The sequence below is a fragment of the Serratia sp. TSO36 genome, assembly GCF_057808395.1.
In genome coordinates this window covers 213160-231227 of sequence record NZ_JBJZOU010000009.1, presented here as the reverse complement: position 1 = coordinate 231227, position 18068 = coordinate 213160, and the positions used below count along the sequence as shown (strand labels likewise).

Here is an 18068-nt window from a genome sequence, read left to right as displayed (position 1 = left end):
GCTGGTCACAACGGCGGCAAATGATTACAATACGCGCCCTGCATGTCACGTAACGCAACTTTCGCTCCGCACTGAGTAATGGCAAGTCAATGACGAAAAAACTACATATCAAAACCTGGGGCTGCCAGATGAATGAGTACGATTCATCGAAAATGGCCGACCTGTTGAACAGCACGCACGGCTTCGAGTGGACCGAAAACGCCGAAGAGGCGGACGTGCTGCTGCTGAACACCTGCTCGATCCGTGAAAAGGCGCAGGAGAAAGTTTTCGCCATGCTGGGGCGCTGGCGCTTGCTGAAAGAAAAGAACCCGTCGGTGATCATCGGCGTCGGCGGTTGCGTGGCCTCGCAAGAAGGTGAACTGATCCGCAGCCGCGCGCCCTGCGTCGACGTGGTATTCGGCCCGCAGACCCTGCACCGCCTGCCGGAAATGATCAATCACGTTCAGGGCACCCGCAGCCCGGTGGTCGACATCAGCTTCCCGGAGATCGAAAAGTTCGACCGTCTGCCGGAACCGCGCGCCGAAGGCCCGACCGCATTCGTGTCGATCATGGAAGGCTGCAACAAATACTGCACCTTCTGCGTGGTGCCTTACACCCGCGGCGAAGAAGTGAGCCGCCCGAGCGACGACGTGCTGTTCGAAATCGCCCAACTGGCGGCGCAGGGCGTGCGCGAGGTCAACCTGCTCGGCCAAAACGTTAACGCTTACCGCGGCGCCACGCATGACGGCGAGATCTGTTCGTTCGCCGAACTGCTGCGCCTGGTGGCGGCCATCGACGGCATCGATCGCATTCGCTTCACCACCAGCCACCCTATCGAGTTCACCGATGACATCATCGCGGTGTATGAAGACACGCCGGAGCTGGTCAGCTTCCTGCATCTGCCGGTGCAGAGCGGTTCGGATCGCATCCTGACCATGATGAAACGCGCGCACACCGCGCTGGAGTATAAGGCGATTATCCGCAAGCTGCGCAAGGCGCGCCCGAACATCCAGCTCAGCTCCGATTTCATCGTCGGTTTCCCGGGCGAAAGCCAGGCCGATTTCGAACAGACCATGAACCTGATCGCCGACGTCAATTTCGACGTCAGCTTCAGCTTCATCTATTCGTCGCGCCCGGGCACCCCGGCGGCGGACATGGTCGACGACGTCAGCGAAGCAGAGAAAAAACAGCGGCTGTATATTCTGCAGGATCGCATCAACCAGCAGGCGCTGCAGTTCAGCCGCCGCATGCTCGGCACCGTCCAGCGCATCCTGGTGGAAGGCACCTCGCGCAAAAGCGTGATGGAGCTGGCCGGGCGCACGGAGTGCAACCGTGTGGTAAACTTCGAGGGCACGCCCGACATGATCGGCCAGTTCGTCGACGTGGAAATTACCGAGGTGCTGACCAACACCCTGCGTGGCGCAGTGGTGCGCACCGAACAGCAGATGGATCTGCGCGTACATGAATCCCCGCAGTCGGTGATCGCCCGTACCCGCAAAGAAAACGCGCTGGGCGTCGGCATTTACCAGCCCTGACGCCGCGGCGGCCGCCTTATCGCCGCCCATTCGCGCTACTCCTTACCGTTTCTCCGCCGGGCGTCCGCGCCCGGTGATTTGCTTTTTTATTTTTTTATTGTTGAAGAGGCGACATAACATGCAACTCCCACACTGCCCGAAGTGCAACTCCGAATACACCTACCAGGACAATGCCCTGTTCATCTGCCCTGAATGTGCCCACGAGTGGAGCGACAGCGCCCCGGCGGAAGATCAGGACGCGCTGATCGTCAAAGACGCCAACGGCAACCTGCTGGCGGACGGCGACGCGGTCACCGTGATCAAAGACCTGAAGGTCAAAGGCAGCTCCTCGATGCTCAAGATCGGCACCAAGGTGAAAAACATTCGCCTGGTCGAAGGCGATCACAACATCGACTGCAAAATCGATGGCTTCGGCCCGATGAAGCTGAAATCCGAGTTCGTGAAAAAGAACTGATTCCCAGCGGCCTTGTTCTGTGATGACGCGGCGGGCTTTGCGCCCCGCCGCGTTTTTTCCTTATCTTCCCTTGAATTTCGCCGACGGCGCACAGATAGATCAGCGGTAAACTTGCGCCGTTGCGGCGCACCATGAATAATTCAAGAAAGAGAGTATTCAGGCTCGCCCTGAACGCGCGCGTCCCGGACGCGCTATGTGACATCAACCAGGCCCGATGTGACCTAGAGGAATAGTTTGAACGTCGCAACACAAGAAATTTTGTTAGAGCCCGCAGACAACAAGCGTTTGCTCAGCCTGTGCGGCCCGTTTGATGACAACATCAAACAACTCGAGCGCCGATTGGGCATCGAAATCAATCGCCGCGACAACCGTTTCAAGCTGGTCGGCAAAAACCTGTGCGTGGCTGCCGCCGCCGATATCCTGCGCCATCTGTACGTGGATACCGCGCCGATTCGCGGCGTGATCCCGGATATCGATCCGGAGCAAATCCACCTGGCCATCAAAGAGAGCCGGGTGCTGGAACAGGTAGCCGACAGCGTGCCGGATTACGGCAAGGCGGTCACCATCAAAACCAAGCGCGGCATGGTGAAACCGCGCACGCCCAACCAGGCGCAGTACATCGCCAACATTCTCGATCACGACATCACCTTCGGCATCGGCCCGGCGGGCACCGGCAAGACCTACCTGGCGGTCGCCGCCGCGGTAGATGCGCTGGAGCGCCAGGAAATTCGCCGCATTCTGTTGACCCGCCCCGCGGTCGAAGCCGGCGAAAAGCTGGGCTTCCTGCCGGGCGATCTGAGCCAGAAGGTCGATCCCTATCTGCGCCCGCTGTACGACGCCCTGTTCGAAATGCTGGGCTTCGAGCGCGTGGAGAAGCTCATCGAGCGCAACGTGATCGAAGTCGCGCCGCTGGCCTATATGCGCGGCCGCACGCTGAACGACGCCTTTATCATTCTGGATGAGAGCCAGAACACCACCATCGAACAGATGAAGATGTTCCTGACGCGCATCGGCTTCAACTCGAAGGCGGTCATCACCGGCGACGTCACCCAGATCGACCTGCCGCGCAACCAGAAATCCGGCCTGCGCCACGCGGTGGAAGTGCTGTCGGACGTGGAAGAACTGAGCTTCAACTTCTTCCACAGCGAAGACGTGGTGCGCCACCCGGTGGTGGCCCGCGTGGTCATCGCCTATGAGGCCTGGGAAGCGGCCGAACAGAAACGCAAAGACGCGATTGCCGAACAACGTAAGCGCGAGGCGCTCGCCGCCTCCGAGCAGGAGACACCATGAGCCAGGTGATTTTGGATCTGCAGATTGCCTGTGAAAGCGGCGACGGCCTGCCGGATGAGGCCACCTTCCAGCGCTGGCTGGAAGGCGTGCTGCCGCAATTTCAGGAAGAGGCCGAGGTGACCGTGCGTCTGGTGGACGAAGCGGAAAGCCACGAGCTGAACCTGACCTACCGCGGTAAAGACAAGCCGACCAACGTGCTCTCTTTCCCGTTCGAGGCCCCGCCGGGCATCGAGCTGCCGCTGCTCGGCGATCTGATCATCTGCCGCCAGGTGGTTGAACAGGAAGCGATTGAGCAAGGCAAGGCGCTGGAGGCCCACTGGGCGCATATGGTTGTCCACGGCAGTCTTCATCTGCTAGGGTATGACCACATCGAAGACGATGAAGCCGAAGAAATGGAGTCTTTGGAAACCGAAATCATGCACGGACTGGGCTATCCTGATCCGTACCTGGCGGAAAAAGACCCCGTCTGACGTCAGCCGTTTACCCTACAGCCCCCCTGCGGGGCTGTCGCTGACGCCCCTTAACTCTGACATGAGTGACAGTAACGAAAACGCCATGAGCGACGACCATTCACAAAGCAATGACAGCCCCAGTCCCAAGAAGGGGTTCTTTACTCTTATCCTTAACCAGCTGTTCCACGGCGAGCCCAAAAACCGTGGCGATCTGGTCGAGCTGATCCGTGATTCCGAACAAAACGACCTGATCGATCCCGATACTCGCGACATGCTGGAAGGCGTGATGGATATCGCCGAGCAGCGCGTGCGCGACATCATGATCCCCCGCTCCCAGATGGTGACGCTCAAGCGCAACCAGACGCTGGAAGAGTGCCTGGACGTGATTATCGACTCCGCCCACTCGCGCTTCCCGGTGATCAGCGAAGACAAAGATCATATCGAAGGTATCCTGATGGCCAAGGATCTGCTGCCGTTCATGCGCGCAGACTCCGAGCCGTTCAGCATCGACAAGGTGCTGCGCACCGCGGTGGTGGTGCCGGAAAGCAAGCGCGTCGACCGGATGCTGAAAGAGTTCCGCTCCCAGCGCTATCACATGGCGATTGTCATTGACGAATTCGGCGGCGTGTCCGGCCTGGTCACCATCGAAGACATTCTGGAACTGATCGTCGGCGAGATCGAAGACGAATACGACGACGAAGACGATCTGGATATCCGCCAGCTCAGCCGCCACATGTACACCGTGCGCGCGCTGGCCCCGATCGAAGACTTCAACGAAGCCTTCGGCACCCATTTCAGCGACGACGAGGTCGATACCATTGGCGGTCTGGTGATGCAGGCCTTCGGCCACCTGCCGGCGCGCGGGGAAACCATTGAAATCGAAGGTTACCTATTTAAAGTTGCCATGGCCGACAGTCGACGTATTATCCAGGTTCATGTAAAAATTCCGGACGATTCTCCACCACCGAAACTGGAAGATTAAATCCAACATGGCTAAAGCCTCATTACTTGAACGCCAGCGGGTTCGCGCCCTGCTGGCGCTGTTGTCAGGTGCCGGCGGGACGCTGGCGTTCTCGCCCTACGACTTCTGGCCCGCGGCCATCGTCTCCCTATTCGGCCTGCTGGCCGTTACCCTCAATCGCACCGCCAAACAGTCTGCCCTGCTCGGCTTTGTCTGGGGCTTCGGGCTGTTCGGCAGCGGCATCAACTGGGTGTATGTCAGCATCGCCGATTTCGGCGGCATGCCTTTCGCCGTCAATGTCTTCCTGGTGGTGCTGCTCGCCGCTTACCTGTCGCTGTATACCGGGCTGTTCGCCGGGCTGTTGACGCGCCTGTGCCCGGCCACTCGCTGGTGGCGGCTGGCCATCGCCGCGCCGGCGCTGTGGCAGGTGACCGAATTCCTGCGCGGCTGGGTGCTGACCGGCTTCCCCTGGCTGCAGTTCGGCTACAGCCAGATCAACGGCCCGCTGAAGGGCATCGCGCCGCTGCTGGGCGTCGACGCCATCACCTTTGTGCTGATGGCCATCGCCGGTCTGCTGGTGTATGCCGTCAATCAGCGCCGCCTGTCGGCTGCGGTCATCGCCGCCGCGCTGCTGCTGTTACCGTGGCCGCTGCGCCAGCTGCAGTGGTTTACCCCGCAGCCGGAGAAAGCGGTGAACGTCGCCATGGTGCAAGGCAACATCGCCCAGTCGATGAAATGGGATCCGAAAGCGCTGGTCAGCACGCTGCAAACCTATCTGGACGAAACCCGTCCGTACGTGGGCAAGGCGCCGATCGTCATCTGGCCGGAGTCCGCCATCCCGGATTATGAAGCCAACCAGAACGGCTTCCTGACCATGATGGACGACCTGATGCGGGCGAAGAACAGCAGCCTGATCACCGGCATCGTCGACGTGCGCGCCACGCCACAGGGCCAGCAGATCTACAACAGCGCCATCGTGCTCGGCGAGCCGACGCCGTACAGCTACCCGGACAAGAATCGCTACAACAAGCACCACCTGGTGCCGTTCGGCGAATTCGTGCCGCTGGAGACGCTGCTGCGGCCGCTGGCGCCGTTCTTCGATCTGCCGATGTCATCCTTCAGCCGCGGCGACTATGTGCAGCCGCAGCTCAGCGTGCGCGGGTACAACCTGACGGCGGCCATCTGCTACGAAATCGTGCTGGGCCAGCAGGTGCGCGATAACTTCCGCCCGGACACCAACTTCCTGCTGACCATCTCCAACGATGCCTGGTTCGGCCACTCCATCGGCCCGTGGCAACACTTCCAGATGGCGCGCATGCGGGCGCTGGAGCTCGGCCGGCCGCTGCTGCGCAGCACCAATAACGGCGTCACCGCCGCGGTGGACGCGAACGGCGAGGTGATCGCCGAGATCCCGCAGTTCACCCGTCAGGTGCTCGAAGTGAAGGTCACGCCGACCACCGGCGTCACGCCTTATGCGCGCTTCGGCGCCACGCCGCTGTGGGTGATTACCCTGCTGCTGGGCGGCTGGGCGCTGATGTTGGGCCTGCGCCGCAAATAATCCTCTCCGTCGGGGCGCGCCCGCCGCGCCCCACTTTCCCGTCAATACCCCACCCTCAGTCAGAAAACGCCGTTAAATCAACGCGGCTGGCACACTCCTTGCTTTTATCTATGGCGACCTCGCGCGCCGGTTTACTTTTGCTGACGTTTTGTCGCACCTGTGCACATTTTGGGTGCGTCGAGCGCACCGCACGAGTGCGTCAGCGTTTTGTTGCATTGATTTGGTGCGCGCGGCGTCTCAAAAAATGAAACATTTTAGTTTCAAGATATTCACAATCGGTTATTTTTTAACGGCTATCCGTTCTAAGACTATCTTTATAACTTGAGCAATAAATAGTCGGTTTAACCTGACGCTCTTTAGTCAGAGCCACCACAACAGCAAAGGAGTTGGACCATGCAAATGCGTAAATTGGCGTTATCGTTACTGCTGCTCGGTATGGCAGGTAGCGTGGCGCATGCGGAAGACCTGACCGGTACGCTGAAGAAAATCAAAGACAATGGCGTGATCGTTGTCGGCCACCGCGAATCGTCAGTGCCGTTCTCCTACTACGACAACCAACAAAAAGTTGTGGGCTACTCTCAGGACTACTCCAACCAAATCGTTGAAGCCGTTAAGAAAAAGCTGAATGCACCGAATCTGCAGGTGAAAATGCTGCCGATTACCTCGCAGAACCGCATCCCGCTGCTGCAAAACGGCACCTATGATTTCGAGTGCGGCTCCACCACCAATAACCTCGAGCGCCAGAAACAGGCCGCCTTCTCCGACACCATTTTCGTGGTCGGCACCCGCTTGCTGGTGAAAAAAGGCTCCGACATCAAAGACTTTAAAGACCTGGCAGGCAAACCGGTGGTGGTCACCTCCGGCACCACCTCCGAAGTGCTGCTGAACAAGCTGAACGACAGCGGCAAGATGAACATGCGCATCATCAGCGCCAAAGATCACGGCGATTCCTTCCGCACTCTGGAAAGCGGCCGCGCGGTGGCCTTCATGATGGATGACGCCCTGCTGGCGGGCGAGCGCGCCAAGGCCAAGAAACCGGATCAGTGGGAAATCATCGGCACGCCGCAGTCGAAAGAGGCCTACGGCTGCATGCTGCGTAAAGACGACCCTGAGTTCAAAAAACTGGTCGATGACACCATCGCCCAAGCGCAAACTTCCGGTGAAGCGGCCAAGTGGTTTGACAAATGGTTCAAACAGCCTATCCCACCAAAACAGCTCAACATGAACTTCGAACTGTCGGACGACATGAAGCAACTGTTCAAAGAGCCTAACGACAAAGCGTTGAACTAAATAGAACAAAAGCCGGGGCGGCCGCCAGGCCAAACCGGCCCAGTTGATGACTGGGACAGACAGGAATGAGGGGGGCCGTTCCCCTCCCTCATTTTCCCCAAGGCGCGCCACCGACATCCGTACACAACAAGCCAGCCAGACTGGCCGCGCGGCGATCGGCGCTCATCAAGTCATCAATCTTCGGCGCCCTGCGCCCGTTTATCGGAGTTTGTTATGTCAATAGATTGGAACTGGGGTATCTTCCTGCAGCAGGCCCCGTTTGGGAACACCACTTACCTCGGCTGGATCTGGTCCGGCTTTCAGGTCACGGTGGCCCTCTCCGTCTGTGCATGGATTATCGCTTTCTTCGTCGGTTCGCTGTTCGGTATCTTGCGTACCGTGCCCAACCGCTTTCTTTCCACTCTCGGCACCTGTTACGTCGAGCTGTTCCGCAACGTGCCGCTGATCGTGCAATTCTTTACCTGGTATCTGGTGATCCCCGAGCTGCTGCCGGTCAATATCGGCACCTGGTTCAAGACCGAGCTGGATCCCAACGTGCAGTTCTTCGTCTCTTCCATGCTTTGTCTGGGGCTGTTTACCGCCGCACGCGTTTGCGAGCAGGTGCGCGCCGCCATTCAATCCCTGCCGCGCGGCCAGAAAGCCGCCGGGCTGGCGATGGGCCTGACGCTGCCGCAAACCTACCGCTACGTGCTGTTGCCGAACGCCTACCGGGTGATCGTGCCGCCGATGACCTCGGAGATGCTCAACCTGGTCAAAAACTCCGCCATCGCCTCCACCATCGGGCTGGTGGACATGGCCGCGCAGGCCGGCAAGCTGTTGGATTACTCCGCACACGCCTATGAATCCTTTACCGCCATCACGCTGGCTTATATCGGCATCAACGCCGTTATCATGCTGTTTATGCGTCTGGTCGAAAAGAAAGTGCAGTTGCCTGGCAACCTGGGGAGTAAATAATGTACGAATTTGACTGGGCGTCGATCGTCCCAAGCTTCCCTTATTTGCTGCAGGGCATGGTGATCACGCTGAAGATCACCGTGACCGCCGTCGTGGTCGGCATCCTGTGGGGCACCGTGCTGGCGGTGATGCGCCTGTCGCCGTTCAAACCGATCAGCTGGTTCGCCACCCTGTACGTCAACCTGTTCCGTTCGGTACCGCTGGTGATGGTGCTGCTGTGGTTCTATCTGGTGGTTCCAAGCTTATTACAACAGGTTCTAGGGCTGTCGCCGAAAACCGATATTCGCCTGATCTCGGCTATGGTAGCCTTTTCCCTGTTTGAAGCGGCTTATTATTCGGAAATCATCCGCGCCGGCATTATCAGCATCTCGCGCGGCCAATCTTCCGCCGCGCTGGCGCTGGGCATGACCCACTGGCAATCCATGCGGCTGGTGATCCTGCCGCAGGCGTTCCGCGCCATGGTGCCGCTGCTGCTGACCCAGGGCATCGTGCTGTTCCAGGATACCTCGCTGGTTTACGTACTGAGCCTGGCCGACTTCTTCCGCACCGCGTCGACCATCGGCGAACGCGACGGCACCCAGGTTGAAATGATCCTGTTCGCCGGCTTTGTCTATTTTGTTATCAGCCTCGCCGCCTCGGCGCTGGTAAGCTATTTGAAGAAAAGGACTGTTTGATGATATCCCTGAAAAATGTTTCCAAGTGGTACGGTCACTTTCAAGTGTTGACCGATTGCACCACCGAAGTGAAAAAAGGCGAAGTGGTCGTCGTCTGCGGTCCTTCAGGTTCCGGCAAGTCCACCCTGATCAAAACCGTCAACGGCCTGGAGCCGATCCAGCAGGGAAGCATCCTGGTGAACGGCACGCCGGTCAACGACAAGAAAACCAACCTGGCGCAGCTGCGCGCCAAGGTCGGCATGGTGTTCCAACACTTTGAACTGTTCCCGCACCTGTCCATCATCGACAACCTGACGCTGGCGCAGGTGAAAGTGCTCAAGCGCGATAAGACCGCCTCGCGCGAGAAGGGCCTGAAGCTGCTGGAGCGCGTCGGCCTCACCGCCCATGCCAACAAATTCCCCGGTCAGTTGTCCGGCGGCCAGCAGCAGCGCGTCGCCATCGCCCGCGCGCTGTGCATGGATCCGATCGCCATGCTGTTCGATGAGCCGACCTCGGCGCTCGATCCGGAAATGATCAACGAAGTGCTGGACGTGATGGTCGAACTGGCGAACGAAGGCATGACCATGATGGTGGTGACCCATGAAATGGGCTTCGCCCGCAAAGTGGCGAATCGCGTGATCTTTATGGACGAAGGCAAAATCGTCGAAGACCGCAACAAAGACGATTTCTTCAACAACCCTGAATCCGATCGCGCCAAGGACTTCCTGGCCAAGATCCTGCACTGATCGCGCAGTCCCCTAAACCCAAGCGCCCCAAGGGGCGCTTGTTTTTCGGCGCCCATGCGCCTGAATGCCTCTCATTGCCGCCTCAACAAAGTTAGGATTTATCTTAAACCCCCCGTCGCGATGACCGTAAACAACGCGCGATCCTGCAGGCTGTCCTACCTTTGATGATTAACTCACCCACCAGAGAGGCTGGCATGATTCAACTGGTACAAGCGGAGTACAACATCAAATCCGGTTATCCGATTGTTCGACGCACGTTGGAAGACAAGAAGAAACTGATTGAAAAACCGGGTTACGGGCCTGAGTCCTGTTGCGCCACCATCGAATACCAGCTGCGCGGCAGCACTCGCTACGCCTTTGGCAATAGCCAGATGAAAATGGAGATGCCGCCGGATATCTACACCCATAACTGGGTCAAGCTACATGCCGAAATGGCCGCGCTGGTTGCGGCGATAAGGCGTATCGAACGCTTTGACGCCGATCAGGAGCAGGTGCCGATCACCAACGTGTATATCGAGCTGCGCCCCTGCGAGGCCAACTGCATGCAGGCACTGCAAAATATCTTGCCCGACGGCACTACCGTCTATTACTCCTTCTTGCACCCAACCGAGGTGGAAGAATGGAAACGCAGCGCTCATGAACTCTGCGGTGTCTGAACGCCTTATCCCGTCGCGCTAACGCCCGGCACTAAAAGCGCTTGTTTCTCCCCGGTTTTGATCCGATGCTCGCTGGATAACAAACAGAGGAGAAAGAACATGCCCCGCCCTATTATCATCGATTGCGATCCCGGCCTCGACGACGCCATCGCGCTGGCCATGGCGCTGCGTTCGCCGGAGCTGGACGTCAAAGCCATCACCACCTCCGCCGGCAACCAGACGCCGGAGAAAACCCTGCATAACGCGCTGGGCCTGTTGACCCTGATGGGGCGCGAGGACATACCGGTCGCCGCCGGCGCCGGCGGCCCGCTGATGCGCGAGCTGGTGATCGCCGACTATGTCCACGGCAAAACCGGCATGGGCAACACCCACCTGCCGACGCCGACCCTCAACCCCGATCCCCGCGGCGCCGTCGAGCTGATCGCCGACCTGCTGCGCGCCAGCCCGCAGCCGATAACCCTGGTGGTGACCGGCCCGATGACCAACATCGCCCTGCTGTTGGCCCAGCATGCCGAGCTGAAAAGCCGCATCGAACGCATCGTATTCATGGGCGGCGGCATGAACGCCGGCAATACCACGCCGGTCGCGGAGTTCAACATCTTCGTCGATCCCGAAGCCGCCGAAATGGTGCTGAAATCCGGCGTGCCGCTGACCATGGCCGGGCTGAACGTCACCCATCAGGCGCTGGTGTTGCCGCAGGATATCGAGCGCATTCGCCAGATAGCCAATCCGGTCGCGCAGGCGGTCGCGGAGATGCTCGATTTTTACCTGCCGCTGTATCTCAGCCACCCGCGCGGCCTGCCCGGCGCGGCGATGCACGATCCCTGCACCATCGCCTGGCTGCTGGCACCGCAGCTGTTCACCGGCGTAGAACGCTGGGTCGGGGTGGAAACCAAAGGGCAATACACCGTCGGCATGACGGTGGTGGACTATTTCCAGCAAACCGGCAAAGCGGCCAACGTGGAAGTGCTGACCGGCATCAACCGCGAAGGCTTTATCGATCTGCTGGCCGAGCGCGTAGCGCGTTATTGATCCCATCGGGGCGCACTCGCGCCCCTCATTCAAGTTTTTTGATTTAACTCAGCGAATTTTTGCGCTATCACTGTTCCTGGCTTGCCTCTACCATGCGTTTACACCGACTGACATCGTCACCGATTAGACTTCGCCTGGAGATAAGCCAATGAGCCGCGTACTGGTCCTGAAATCAAGCATTCTGGGTGAATATTCCCAGTCTGGAAAATTAGTCGATTTTTTTGTTGAACAATGGCGTGAAACTCATCCTGAAGACAGGTTCACCGTGCGCGATTTGGCCAACCCGACGCTGCCTGAGCTGGATGGTGAAGTGATGGCCGGTTTTACCGCCGGCGATAAACCGCTGACGCCGCACCAGCAAAGCACCCTGGCGCTGTCCGATGAGCTGATTGCCGAGCTGAAGTCGCACGACACGCTGATTATCAGCGCCCCAATGTACAACTTCAACATCCCGACGCAGCTGAAGATCTACTTCGATCTGATCGCCCGCGCCGGTCAGACGTTCCGCTATACCTCCGCCGGCGCCGAAGGGCTGGTGACAGGCAAGAAAGCGATCGTCATCTCCAGCCGCGGCGGCATCCACGCCGACACGCCGACGGATCTGATCACGCCGTACGTGAAGCTGTTCCTGGGCTTTATCGGCATCACCGACGTTGAATTCGTGCTGGCGGAAGGCTTCGCCTACGGCCCGGAAGCGGCGGAGAAAGCCGCCCAGGACAGCCGCATCGCGGTCGCGCAGAAAATCCCGGCTGGCGTCGCCGTACCGGCCAGCGCACCGGCGCAGGCGCAAGCCGCCCCGGCTACCGTCAGCGGCGGTTTCCTCAGCAACCTGCTGAAGAAACTGTTCCGCTAAACGCCGGCCTTAGCGTTCCCCGCCCTGCCGGGGAACGCCATCAAGGTTCAAACGGCCGCCGCTGGAACTGGTCGTGGCCGCATTTCGGGCACAGCGGCAGCACCTCCGGCGTGTAGAACGCCAGGTGGTAGTGACACTGCTCGCACACCAGATTGCCCAGCCCCACCACTTCACCGCTGTGGTAAACGCCGTGGTGGCTGACATCCTTGAACACCTCGCGCCACTCCAACTGGGTTTTGTCGGTGATATCCGCCAGTTCCTGCCACAGGCTCTCTTTGATCACCCGCATAAACACGCTGTCGGTAAACTCGTCCCGGCTCTCCTGATAGCTGCGGGCGAACTCTTCCAGATCGCGCCGCACCGCCTGCGTCACCTGCCGCACCTCATCGCGGGTCAGATCCTCGGCCTCGTTCAACCGCCGCTCCGCGCTGGCCACCAGTTCGTCGATATCGCGTTCACCGTTTTTCAGGCGTTCGGTCAGCGATGCCACCAATTCGCGGTAATACTGAGCAACCTTGTTCATAGACTCTCCTCGATAAACGCTGCGCCGGACTTGGCTGTAGGGATACCCCTAAGCTACTTGTTCTTATTTTAGCCGTAAATGACTGATGTCACTTGGCAAGACGCGGGATCTGCAGGTTGTGAGCCGCGTCATGACGACGCTTTTTTTAAATGCGCCGAGTCAGGCGCTTGGAGTTGTTGCCGGGAGGTCTTATCAGCTATGCTATGCGGATCTACGAATACTAAATGTTCATTGCGTTGCCTCTGACCGGGGCAACGGTTTACACCTACAGGACCACCGGCCGCCATGCAAGAGCAATACCGTCCAGAAGACATAGAATCGAACGTACAGCTTCACTGGCAAGAGAAGCAGACTTTCAAAGTTACCGAAGACGACAGCAAGGAAAAGTATTACTGCCTATCCATGCTGCCTTACCCGTCCGGCCGACTGCACATGGGCCACGTTCGTAACTACACTATCGGCGACGTGATCTCGCGCTATCAGCGCATGCTGGGCAAAAACGTGCTGCAGCCGATCGGCTGGGATGCGTTCGGCCTGCCGGCGGAAGGCGCGGCGGTGAAAAACAACACCGCACCGGCCCCGTGGACCTACGACAACATCGAATATATGAAGAACCAGCTGAAATTGCTGGGCTTCGGCTACGATTGGGATCGCGAAATCGCCACCTGCCAGCCGGAATACTACCGCTGGGAACAGTGGTTCTTCACCAAGCTGTATGAAAAAGGCCTGGTCTACAAGAAGACCTCGGCGGTGAACTGGTGCCCGCACGATCTGACCGTGCTGGCCAACGAACAGGTTATCGACGGCTGCTGCTGGCGCTGCGACACCAAGGTCGAGCGTAAAGAGATCCCGCAGTGGTTCATCAAAATCACCGCCTACGCCGATCAGCTGCTGAACGATCTGGACACGCTTGAAAGCTGGCCGGAGCAGGTGAAAACCATGCAGCGCAACTGGATTGGCCGCTCCGAAGGCGTGGAAATCACCTTCGACGTGGCGGACAGCGAAGAGAAGCTGACGGTTTACACCACCCGTCCCGACACCTTCATGGGCGCCACCTACGTGGCGGTCGCCGCGGGCCACCCGCTGGCGCAACAGGGCGCGCGCAACAACCCGGCGCTGACCGACTTCATCGACGAATGCCGCAACACCAAAGTTGCCGAAGCCGAAATGGCGACGATGGAGAAGAAAGGCATGCCGACCGGCCTGTTCGTTGTCCACCCGCTGAGCGGCGAGAAGCTGCCGGTGTGGGTCGCCAACTTCGTGCTGATGGAATACGGCACCGGCGCCGTGATGGCGGTACCGGCGCACGACCAGCGCGACTGGGAATTCGCCACCAAATACGATTTGCCGATCAAACCGGTGATCCTGAACCTCGACGGCAGCCAGCCTGACGTGAGCGCCGAAGCGATGACCGACAAAGGCGCACTGTTCAACTCCGGCGAGTTCGACGGCCTGGACAATGAAGCGGGCTTCAACGCCATCGCCGACAAACTGGTCGCCAAGGGCGTAGGCCAACGCAAGGTCAACTATCGTCTGCGCGACTGGGGCGTCTCCCGTCAGCGTTACTGGGGCGCGCCAATCCCGATGGTGACGCTGGAAGACGGCACCGTGATGCCGACGCCGGAAGACCAGTTGCCGGTGATCCTGCCGGAAGACGTGGTCATGGACGGCATCACCAGCCCGATCAAGGCCGATCCTGAGTGGGCGAAGACCACCGTCGACGGCCAGCCGGCGCTGCGTGAAACCGATACTTTCGACACCTTTATGGAGTCTTCCTGGTACTACGCGCGCTACACCTGCCCGCAGTATGACCAAGGCATGCTGGATCCGGCCGCCGCCAACTACTGGCTGCCGGTCGATCAATATATCGGCGGCATCGAACACGCCATCATGCACCTGATGTACTTCCGCTTCTTCCACAAGCTGATGCGCGATGCGGGCCTGGTGGACTCCGACGAGCCGGCCAAGCGCCTGCTGTGTCAGGGCATGGTGTTGGCCGACGCCTTCTACTACACCGGCAACAGCGGCGAGCGTGTCTGGGTGTCCCCGGTTGACGCCACCGTCGAGCGCGACGACAAGGGCCGCATCATCAAGGCCACCGATCCGCAAGACCGTGAACTGGTCTATGCTGGCATGAGCAAAATGTCGAAGTCGAAAAACAACGGCATCGACCCGCAGGAGATGGTGGAAAAATACGGCGCGGACACCGTGCGTCTGTTCATGATGTTCGCTTCACCGGCAGAAATGACGCTGGAGTGGCAGGAATCCGGCGTGGAAGGGGCTAACCGCTTCCTGAAACGCGTGTGGAAACTGGCCTACGATCACGTGGAAAAAGGCGCGGTGCAGCCGCTCGACGTAGCGGCGCTGAACGAAGATCAGAAAGCGCTGCGCCGCGATCTGCACAAAACCATCGCCAAGGTGACCGACGACATCGGCCGCCGTCAGACCTTCAACACCGCGATCGCCGCCGTGATGGAGCTGATGAACAAGCTGGCCCGCGCGCCGCAGGAGAGCGAGCAGGATCGCGCGCTGCTGCAGGAAGCACTGCTGGCCGTGGTTCGCATGCTGTATCCGTTCACCCCGCACGTGTGCTTCACGCTGTGGCAGGCGCTGGGCGGCGAAGGCGACGTGGACACTGCGCCATGGCCGGTTGCCGACGAGCAGGCGATGGTCGAAGACTCCAAACTGGTGGTGGTGCAGGTGAACGGCAAGGTTCGCGCTAAAATCACCGTATCCGCCGATGCGACCGAAGAGCAGGTGCGCGCGCGCGCTGCCGAAGAGCATCTGGTGGCTAAATATCTGGACGGCGTCACGATTCGCAAAGTGATCTACGTTCCGGGCAAACTGCTTAACCTGGTTGTGGGTTAACACAAGGAGGAATTGTGCGACAACGCATTCTGACGCTGTTGCTGGGGTTGGCGGTGCTGGTCACCGCCGGCTGCGGTTTTCACCTGCGCGGCACCACGCAGGTGCCTAATGAAATGAAAACGCTGATCCTGGACAGCGCTGACCCTTACGGCCCGTTGACGCGCTCGGTGCGCGAACAGCTGCGTCTGAACGACGTGACTATCGTCAGCGATCCGAAGCGTAAAGACGTGCCTTCCCTGCGCATCGTCGGCGCGACGGAAAGCCAGGATACCGCTTCGATCTTCCAGGACGGTAAAACCGCCGAGTACCAGATGGTGCTGACCGTGCAGGCGCAGGTGCTGATCCCGGGCCATGACCTGTATCCGCTGTCGGTGAAAGTGTTCCGTTCCTTCTTCGACAACCCGTTGACCGCGCTGGCCAAGGACTCCGAACAGGAGATCATTCGCCAGGAAATGCGTGAGCAGGCGGCGCAACAGCTGGTGCGCAAACTGCTGGCCGTGCATGCGGCGGAAGAAGATAACCGGCAGAAAGCCGCTGCCGCCGGCGAGCGAGCGGCAAGCCAAACCGCACAATGATCCGCATTTATCCGGAACAACTTGCCGCGCAGCTCCGAGAGGGGCTGCGCGCTTGTTATTTATTGAGCGGCAATGAACCGCTGCTGCTGCAGGAGAGCCAGGATTTGCTCCGGCAGGCCGCGCAACAGCAGCAGTTCAGCGAGCACTACAGCATTTCCCTCGACGCCCATACCGACTGGGACGCCATCTTCGGCATCTGCCAGGCGATGAGCCTGTTCGCCAGCCGCCAGACGCTGCTGCTGATCTTCCCCGAAAACGGCCCGACGGCGCCGATCGGCGAACAGCTGACCAAGCTCGCCACGCTGCTGCACGAGGATATCCTGCTGATCCTGCGCGGCCCGCGCCTCACCAAAGCGCAGGAAAACAGCGCCTGGTTCAAGGCGCTCAGCCCGCACGGTGCCCTCGTCAGTTGCCAGACGCCGGAACAGGCGCAGCTGCCGCGCTGGGTCGCCACGCGCGCCAAGGCGATGAAGCTGGAGTTGGACGACGCCGCCAATCAGCTGCTGTGCTACTGCTATGAAGGCAACCTGCTGGCGCTGTCGCAGGCGCTGGAGCGGCTGTCGCTGCTGCACCCGGACGGCAAGCTCACGCTGCCGCGCGTCGAACAGGCGGTGAACGACGCCGCCCACTTCACGCCGTTCCACTGGCTGGACGCCCTGCTGGCCGGCAAGAGCAAGCGCGCCTGGCATATTTTGCAGCAGCTGCAGCAAGAAGACGTGGAGCCGGTGATCCTGCTGCGCACCCTGCAGCGCGAACTGCTGCTGTTGCTGACGCTGCAGCGCCGCATGGCTTCCGCGCCGCTGCGCACGCTGTTCGATCAGCACAAGGTCTGGCAGAACCGCCGCCCGCTGGTGACCCAGGCGCTGCAACGCTTGTCCGGCCCCCAGCTGCAGCAGGCAGTACAGCTGCTGACGCAAATCGAGCTGACCCTCAAGCAGGACTACGGCCAGTCGGTCTGGCCGGAACTGGAAACCCTGTCGATGCTGCTGTGCGGCAAACCCTTGGCCACGAGTTTTACCGATGCCCACTAACCCGGAACACCCCACCGTTTTGCACGCGCTGTTCGGCGGCACCTTTGACCCGATCCACTACGGCCACCTGCGGCCGGTGGAAGCGTTGGCCGCCGAAGTGGGCCTGAATCGCGTCACGCTGCTGCCTAACCACGTGCCGCCGCACCGCCCGCAGCCGGAGGCCAATGCGCAGCAGCGCCTGAAGATGGTCGAGCTGGCGATCGCCGGCAATCCACTGTTTGCCGTCGACGATCGCGAACTGCACCGCACCACCCCCTCCTACACCATCGAGACGTTGGAAACGATTCGTAAAGAGCGTGGCGCCGCCCAGCCGCTGGCGTTTATCATTGGTCAGGACTCGCTGCTGACGCTGCATAAGTGGCACCGCTGGCAGGCGCTGCTGGACGTGTGTCATCTGCTGGTGCTGGCGCGCCCGGGCTATAACGATCGCATGGACACGCCGGAACTGCAGCAGTGGCTGGAACGCCATCGCACCGCCGACCCGGCGCTGCTCAGCCGTCGCCCGCACGGCCATATCTATTTGGCCGATACGCCGGAGCTGGAAATTTCCGCCACCGAGATCCGTCAGCGCCGCCATCAGGGCCTCAACTGCGACGACCTGCTGCCACGCCCGGTGCAGCGCTATATCGAGTTGCAGGGTTTATATCGCTAGCGAAAG

At 60.0% G+C, this 18068-nt stretch carries 18 protein-coding genes; 17 read left to right on the top strand and 1 reads right to left on the bottom strand.

Translation table 11 applies throughout. The annotated features are described in order from the left end of the window. Positions 1 to 89: 89 nt before the first annotated feature. The 13 genes from miaB to ACK3CV_RS06350 all read left to right on the top strand — a co-directional run bounded on the left by miaB (position 90) and on the right by ACK3CV_RS06350 (position 12413). A complete protein-coding gene (miaB, locus tag ACK3CV_RS06410; RefSeq protein WP_164038717.1) occupies positions 90 to 1514 on the top strand; it encodes a tRNA (N6-isopentenyl adenosine(37)-C2)-methylthiotransferase MiaB in 1425 nt (474 codons plus the stop codon). A gap of 118 nt (positions 1515 to 1632) precedes the next feature. Continuing rightward, positions 1633 to 1968, top strand: coding sequence for a zinc ribbon domain-containing protein YjdM (locus ACK3CV_RS06405; RefSeq protein ID WP_004939967.1), 336 nt, complete (start codon positions 1633 to 1635; stop codon positions 1966 to 1968). A 234-nt stretch (positions 1969 to 2202) separates the two neighbouring features. Continuing rightward, positions 2203 to 3258, top strand: a complete 1056-nt coding sequence (locus ACK3CV_RS06400) for a PhoH family protein (RefSeq protein ID WP_033637443.1) — start codon at positions 2203 to 2205, stop codon at positions 3256 to 3258. After that, the gene (ybeY, locus tag ACK3CV_RS06395; RefSeq protein ID WP_033637441.1) at positions 3255 to 3728 is read left to right on the top strand and encodes an rRNA maturation RNase YbeY; all 474 of its coding nucleotides are present in this window, start codon (positions 3255 to 3257) and stop codon (positions 3726 to 3728) included. The genes ACK3CV_RS06400 and ybeY overlap by 4 nt, the downstream gene beginning before the upstream one ends. An 85-nt stretch (positions 3729 to 3813) precedes the next feature. After that, entirely contained in the window at positions 3814 to 4692 is an 879-nt protein-coding gene (corC, locus tag ACK3CV_RS06390) for a CNNM family magnesium/cobalt transport protein CorC (protein WP_004939973.1), read from the top strand. A gap of 7 nt (positions 4693 to 4699) precedes the next feature. Beyond that, positions 4700 to 6229: an apolipoprotein N-acyltransferase gene (gene lnt, locus ACK3CV_RS06385; RefSeq protein WP_033647194.1), complete on the top strand. Its 1530-nt coding sequence runs from the start codon at positions 4700 to 4702 to the stop codon at positions 6227 to 6229. Positions 6230 to 6622: 393 nt separating this feature from the next. Continuing rightward, positions 6623 to 7519 carry an amino acid ABC transporter substrate-binding protein gene (locus ACK3CV_RS06380; RefSeq protein WP_033637439.1) on the top strand — a complete coding sequence of 299 codons (897 nt, stop codon included), beginning with the start codon at positions 6623 to 6625 and terminating at the stop codon, positions 7517 to 7519. Between the two features lie 213 nt (positions 7520 to 7732). After that, on the top strand, positions 7733 to 8473 hold the full coding sequence (locus ACK3CV_RS06375; protein ID WP_033647195.1) for an amino acid ABC transporter permease: 741 nt from the start codon (positions 7733 to 7735) through the stop codon (positions 8471 to 8473). Next, the gene (gene gltK / locus ACK3CV_RS06370; protein ID WP_033637438.1) at positions 8473 to 9147 is read left to right on the top strand and encodes a glutamate/aspartate ABC transporter permease GltK; all 675 of its coding nucleotides are present in this window, start codon (positions 8473 to 8475) and stop codon (positions 9145 to 9147) included. Before ACK3CV_RS06375 ends, gltK begins: the two co-directional genes overlap by 1 nt. Continuing rightward, complete coding sequence (locus tag ACK3CV_RS06365; protein ID WP_033637437.1) at positions 9147 to 9872, top strand: amino acid ABC transporter ATP-binding protein; 726 nt, start codon at positions 9147 to 9149, stop codon at positions 9870 to 9872. Before gltK ends, ACK3CV_RS06365 begins: the two co-directional genes overlap by 1 nt. A 194-nt stretch (positions 9873 to 10066) precedes the next feature. Further along, positions 10067 to 10528: a hypothetical protein gene (locus ACK3CV_RS06360; RefSeq protein WP_033637436.1), complete on the top strand. Its 462-nt coding sequence runs from the start codon at positions 10067 to 10069 to the stop codon at positions 10526 to 10528. Positions 10529 to 10627: 99 nt separating this feature from the next. After that, positions 10628 to 11560: a pyrimidine-specific ribonucleoside hydrolase RihA gene (rihA, locus tag ACK3CV_RS06355; RefSeq protein ID WP_164038719.1), complete on the top strand. Its 933-nt coding sequence runs from the start codon at positions 10628 to 10630 to the stop codon at positions 11558 to 11560. 148 nt (positions 11561 to 11708) lie between these two features. After that, a complete protein-coding gene (locus tag ACK3CV_RS06350) occupies positions 11709 to 12413 on the top strand; it encodes an FMN-dependent NADH-azoreductase (RefSeq protein WP_033647198.1) in 705 nt (234 codons plus the stop codon). A 40-nt stretch (positions 12414 to 12453) separates the two neighbouring features. Here ACK3CV_RS06350 and ACK3CV_RS06345 read toward each other — a convergent pair whose 3' ends face one another. Continuing rightward, positions 12454 to 12936, bottom strand: a complete 483-nt coding sequence (locus tag ACK3CV_RS06345) for a zinc ribbon-containing protein (protein WP_025301844.1) — start codon at positions 12934 to 12936, stop codon at positions 12454 to 12456. Between the two features lie 285 nt (positions 12937 to 13221). On the opposite strand from ACK3CV_RS06345, the gene leuS reads away from it, so the two are divergent. From leuS to nadD, 4 genes are read left to right on the top strand one after another with little or no spacing between them, the layout of a single operon-like run. Further along, positions 13222 to 15804 (top strand): leucine--tRNA ligase, encoded by a 2583-nt coding sequence (gene leuS / locus ACK3CV_RS06340; protein WP_164141135.1) that lies wholly within the window; start codon positions 13222 to 13224, stop codon positions 15802 to 15804. A 14-nt stretch (positions 15805 to 15818) separates the two neighbouring features. Further along, positions 15819 to 16379, top strand: coding sequence for an LPS assembly lipoprotein LptE (gene lptE, locus ACK3CV_RS06335; RefSeq protein ID WP_033637431.1), 561 nt, complete (start codon positions 15819 to 15821; stop codon positions 16377 to 16379). Continuing rightward, positions 16376 to 17410, top strand: coding sequence for a DNA polymerase III subunit delta (gene holA, locus ACK3CV_RS06330; RefSeq protein ID WP_033647201.1), 1035 nt, complete (start codon positions 16376 to 16378; stop codon positions 17408 to 17410). The genes lptE and holA overlap by 4 nt, the downstream gene beginning before the upstream one ends. Beyond that, positions 17400 to 18062, top strand: a complete 663-nt coding sequence (gene nadD / locus ACK3CV_RS06325; protein ID WP_015376938.1) for a nicotinate-nucleotide adenylyltransferase — start codon at positions 17400 to 17402, stop codon at positions 18060 to 18062. The genes holA and nadD overlap by 11 nt, the downstream gene beginning before the upstream one ends. The last annotated feature ends 6 nt before the right edge of the window (positions 18063 to 18068 follow it).

Excerpts from the sequence above, each read along its gene's own strand:
- ACK3CV_RS06375 (WP_033647195.1), top strand. The coding sequence starts at position 7,733 with ATGTCAATAGATTGGAACTGGGGTATCTTCCTGCAGCAGGCCCCGTTT.
- ACK3CV_RS06345 (WP_025301844.1), bottom strand. The coding sequence starts at position 12,936 with ATGAACAAGGTTGCTCAGTATTACCGCGAATTGGTGGCATCGCTGACC.
- gltK (WP_033637438.1), top strand. The coding sequence starts at position 8,473 with ATGTACGAATTTGACTGGGCGTCGATCGTCCCAAGCTTCCCTTATTTG.
- miaB (WP_164038717.1), top strand. The coding sequence starts at position 90 with ATGACGAAAAAACTACATATCAAAACCTGGGGCTGCCAGATGAATGAG.
- ACK3CV_RS06405 (WP_004939967.1), top strand. The coding sequence starts at position 1,633 with ATGCAACTCCCACACTGCCCGAAGTGCAACTCCGAATACACCTACCAG.
- nadD (WP_015376938.1), top strand. The coding sequence starts at position 17,400 with ATGCCCACTAACCCGGAACACCCCACCGTTTTGCACGCGCTGTTCGGC.
- holA (WP_033647201.1), top strand. The coding sequence starts at position 16,376 with ATGATCCGCATTTATCCGGAACAACTTGCCGCGCAGCTCCGAGAGGGG.
- ACK3CV_RS06360 (WP_033637436.1), top strand. The coding sequence starts at position 10,067 with ATGATTCAACTGGTACAAGCGGAGTACAACATCAAATCCGGTTATCCG.
- ACK3CV_RS06350 (WP_033647198.1), top strand. The coding sequence starts at position 11,709 with ATGAGCCGCGTACTGGTCCTGAAATCAAGCATTCTGGGTGAATATTCC.
- lnt (WP_033647194.1), top strand. The coding sequence starts at position 4,700 with ATGGCTAAAGCCTCATTACTTGAACGCCAGCGGGTTCGCGCCCTGCTG.
- corC (WP_004939973.1), top strand. The coding sequence starts at position 3,814 with ATGAGCGACGACCATTCACAAAGCAATGACAGCCCCAGTCCCAAGAAG.
- ACK3CV_RS06365 (WP_033637437.1), top strand. The coding sequence starts at position 9,147 with ATGATATCCCTGAAAAATGTTTCCAAGTGGTACGGTCACTTTCAAGTG.
- leuS (WP_164141135.1), top strand. The coding sequence starts at position 13,222 with ATGCAAGAGCAATACCGTCCAGAAGACATAGAATCGAACGTACAGCTT.
- rihA (WP_164038719.1), top strand. The coding sequence starts at position 10,628 with ATGCCCCGCCCTATTATCATCGATTGCGATCCCGGCCTCGACGACGCC.
- ACK3CV_RS06380 (WP_033637439.1), top strand. The coding sequence starts at position 6,623 with ATGCAAATGCGTAAATTGGCGTTATCGTTACTGCTGCTCGGTATGGCA.
- ybeY (WP_033637441.1), top strand. The coding sequence starts at position 3,255 with ATGAGCCAGGTGATTTTGGATCTGCAGATTGCCTGTGAAAGCGGCGAC.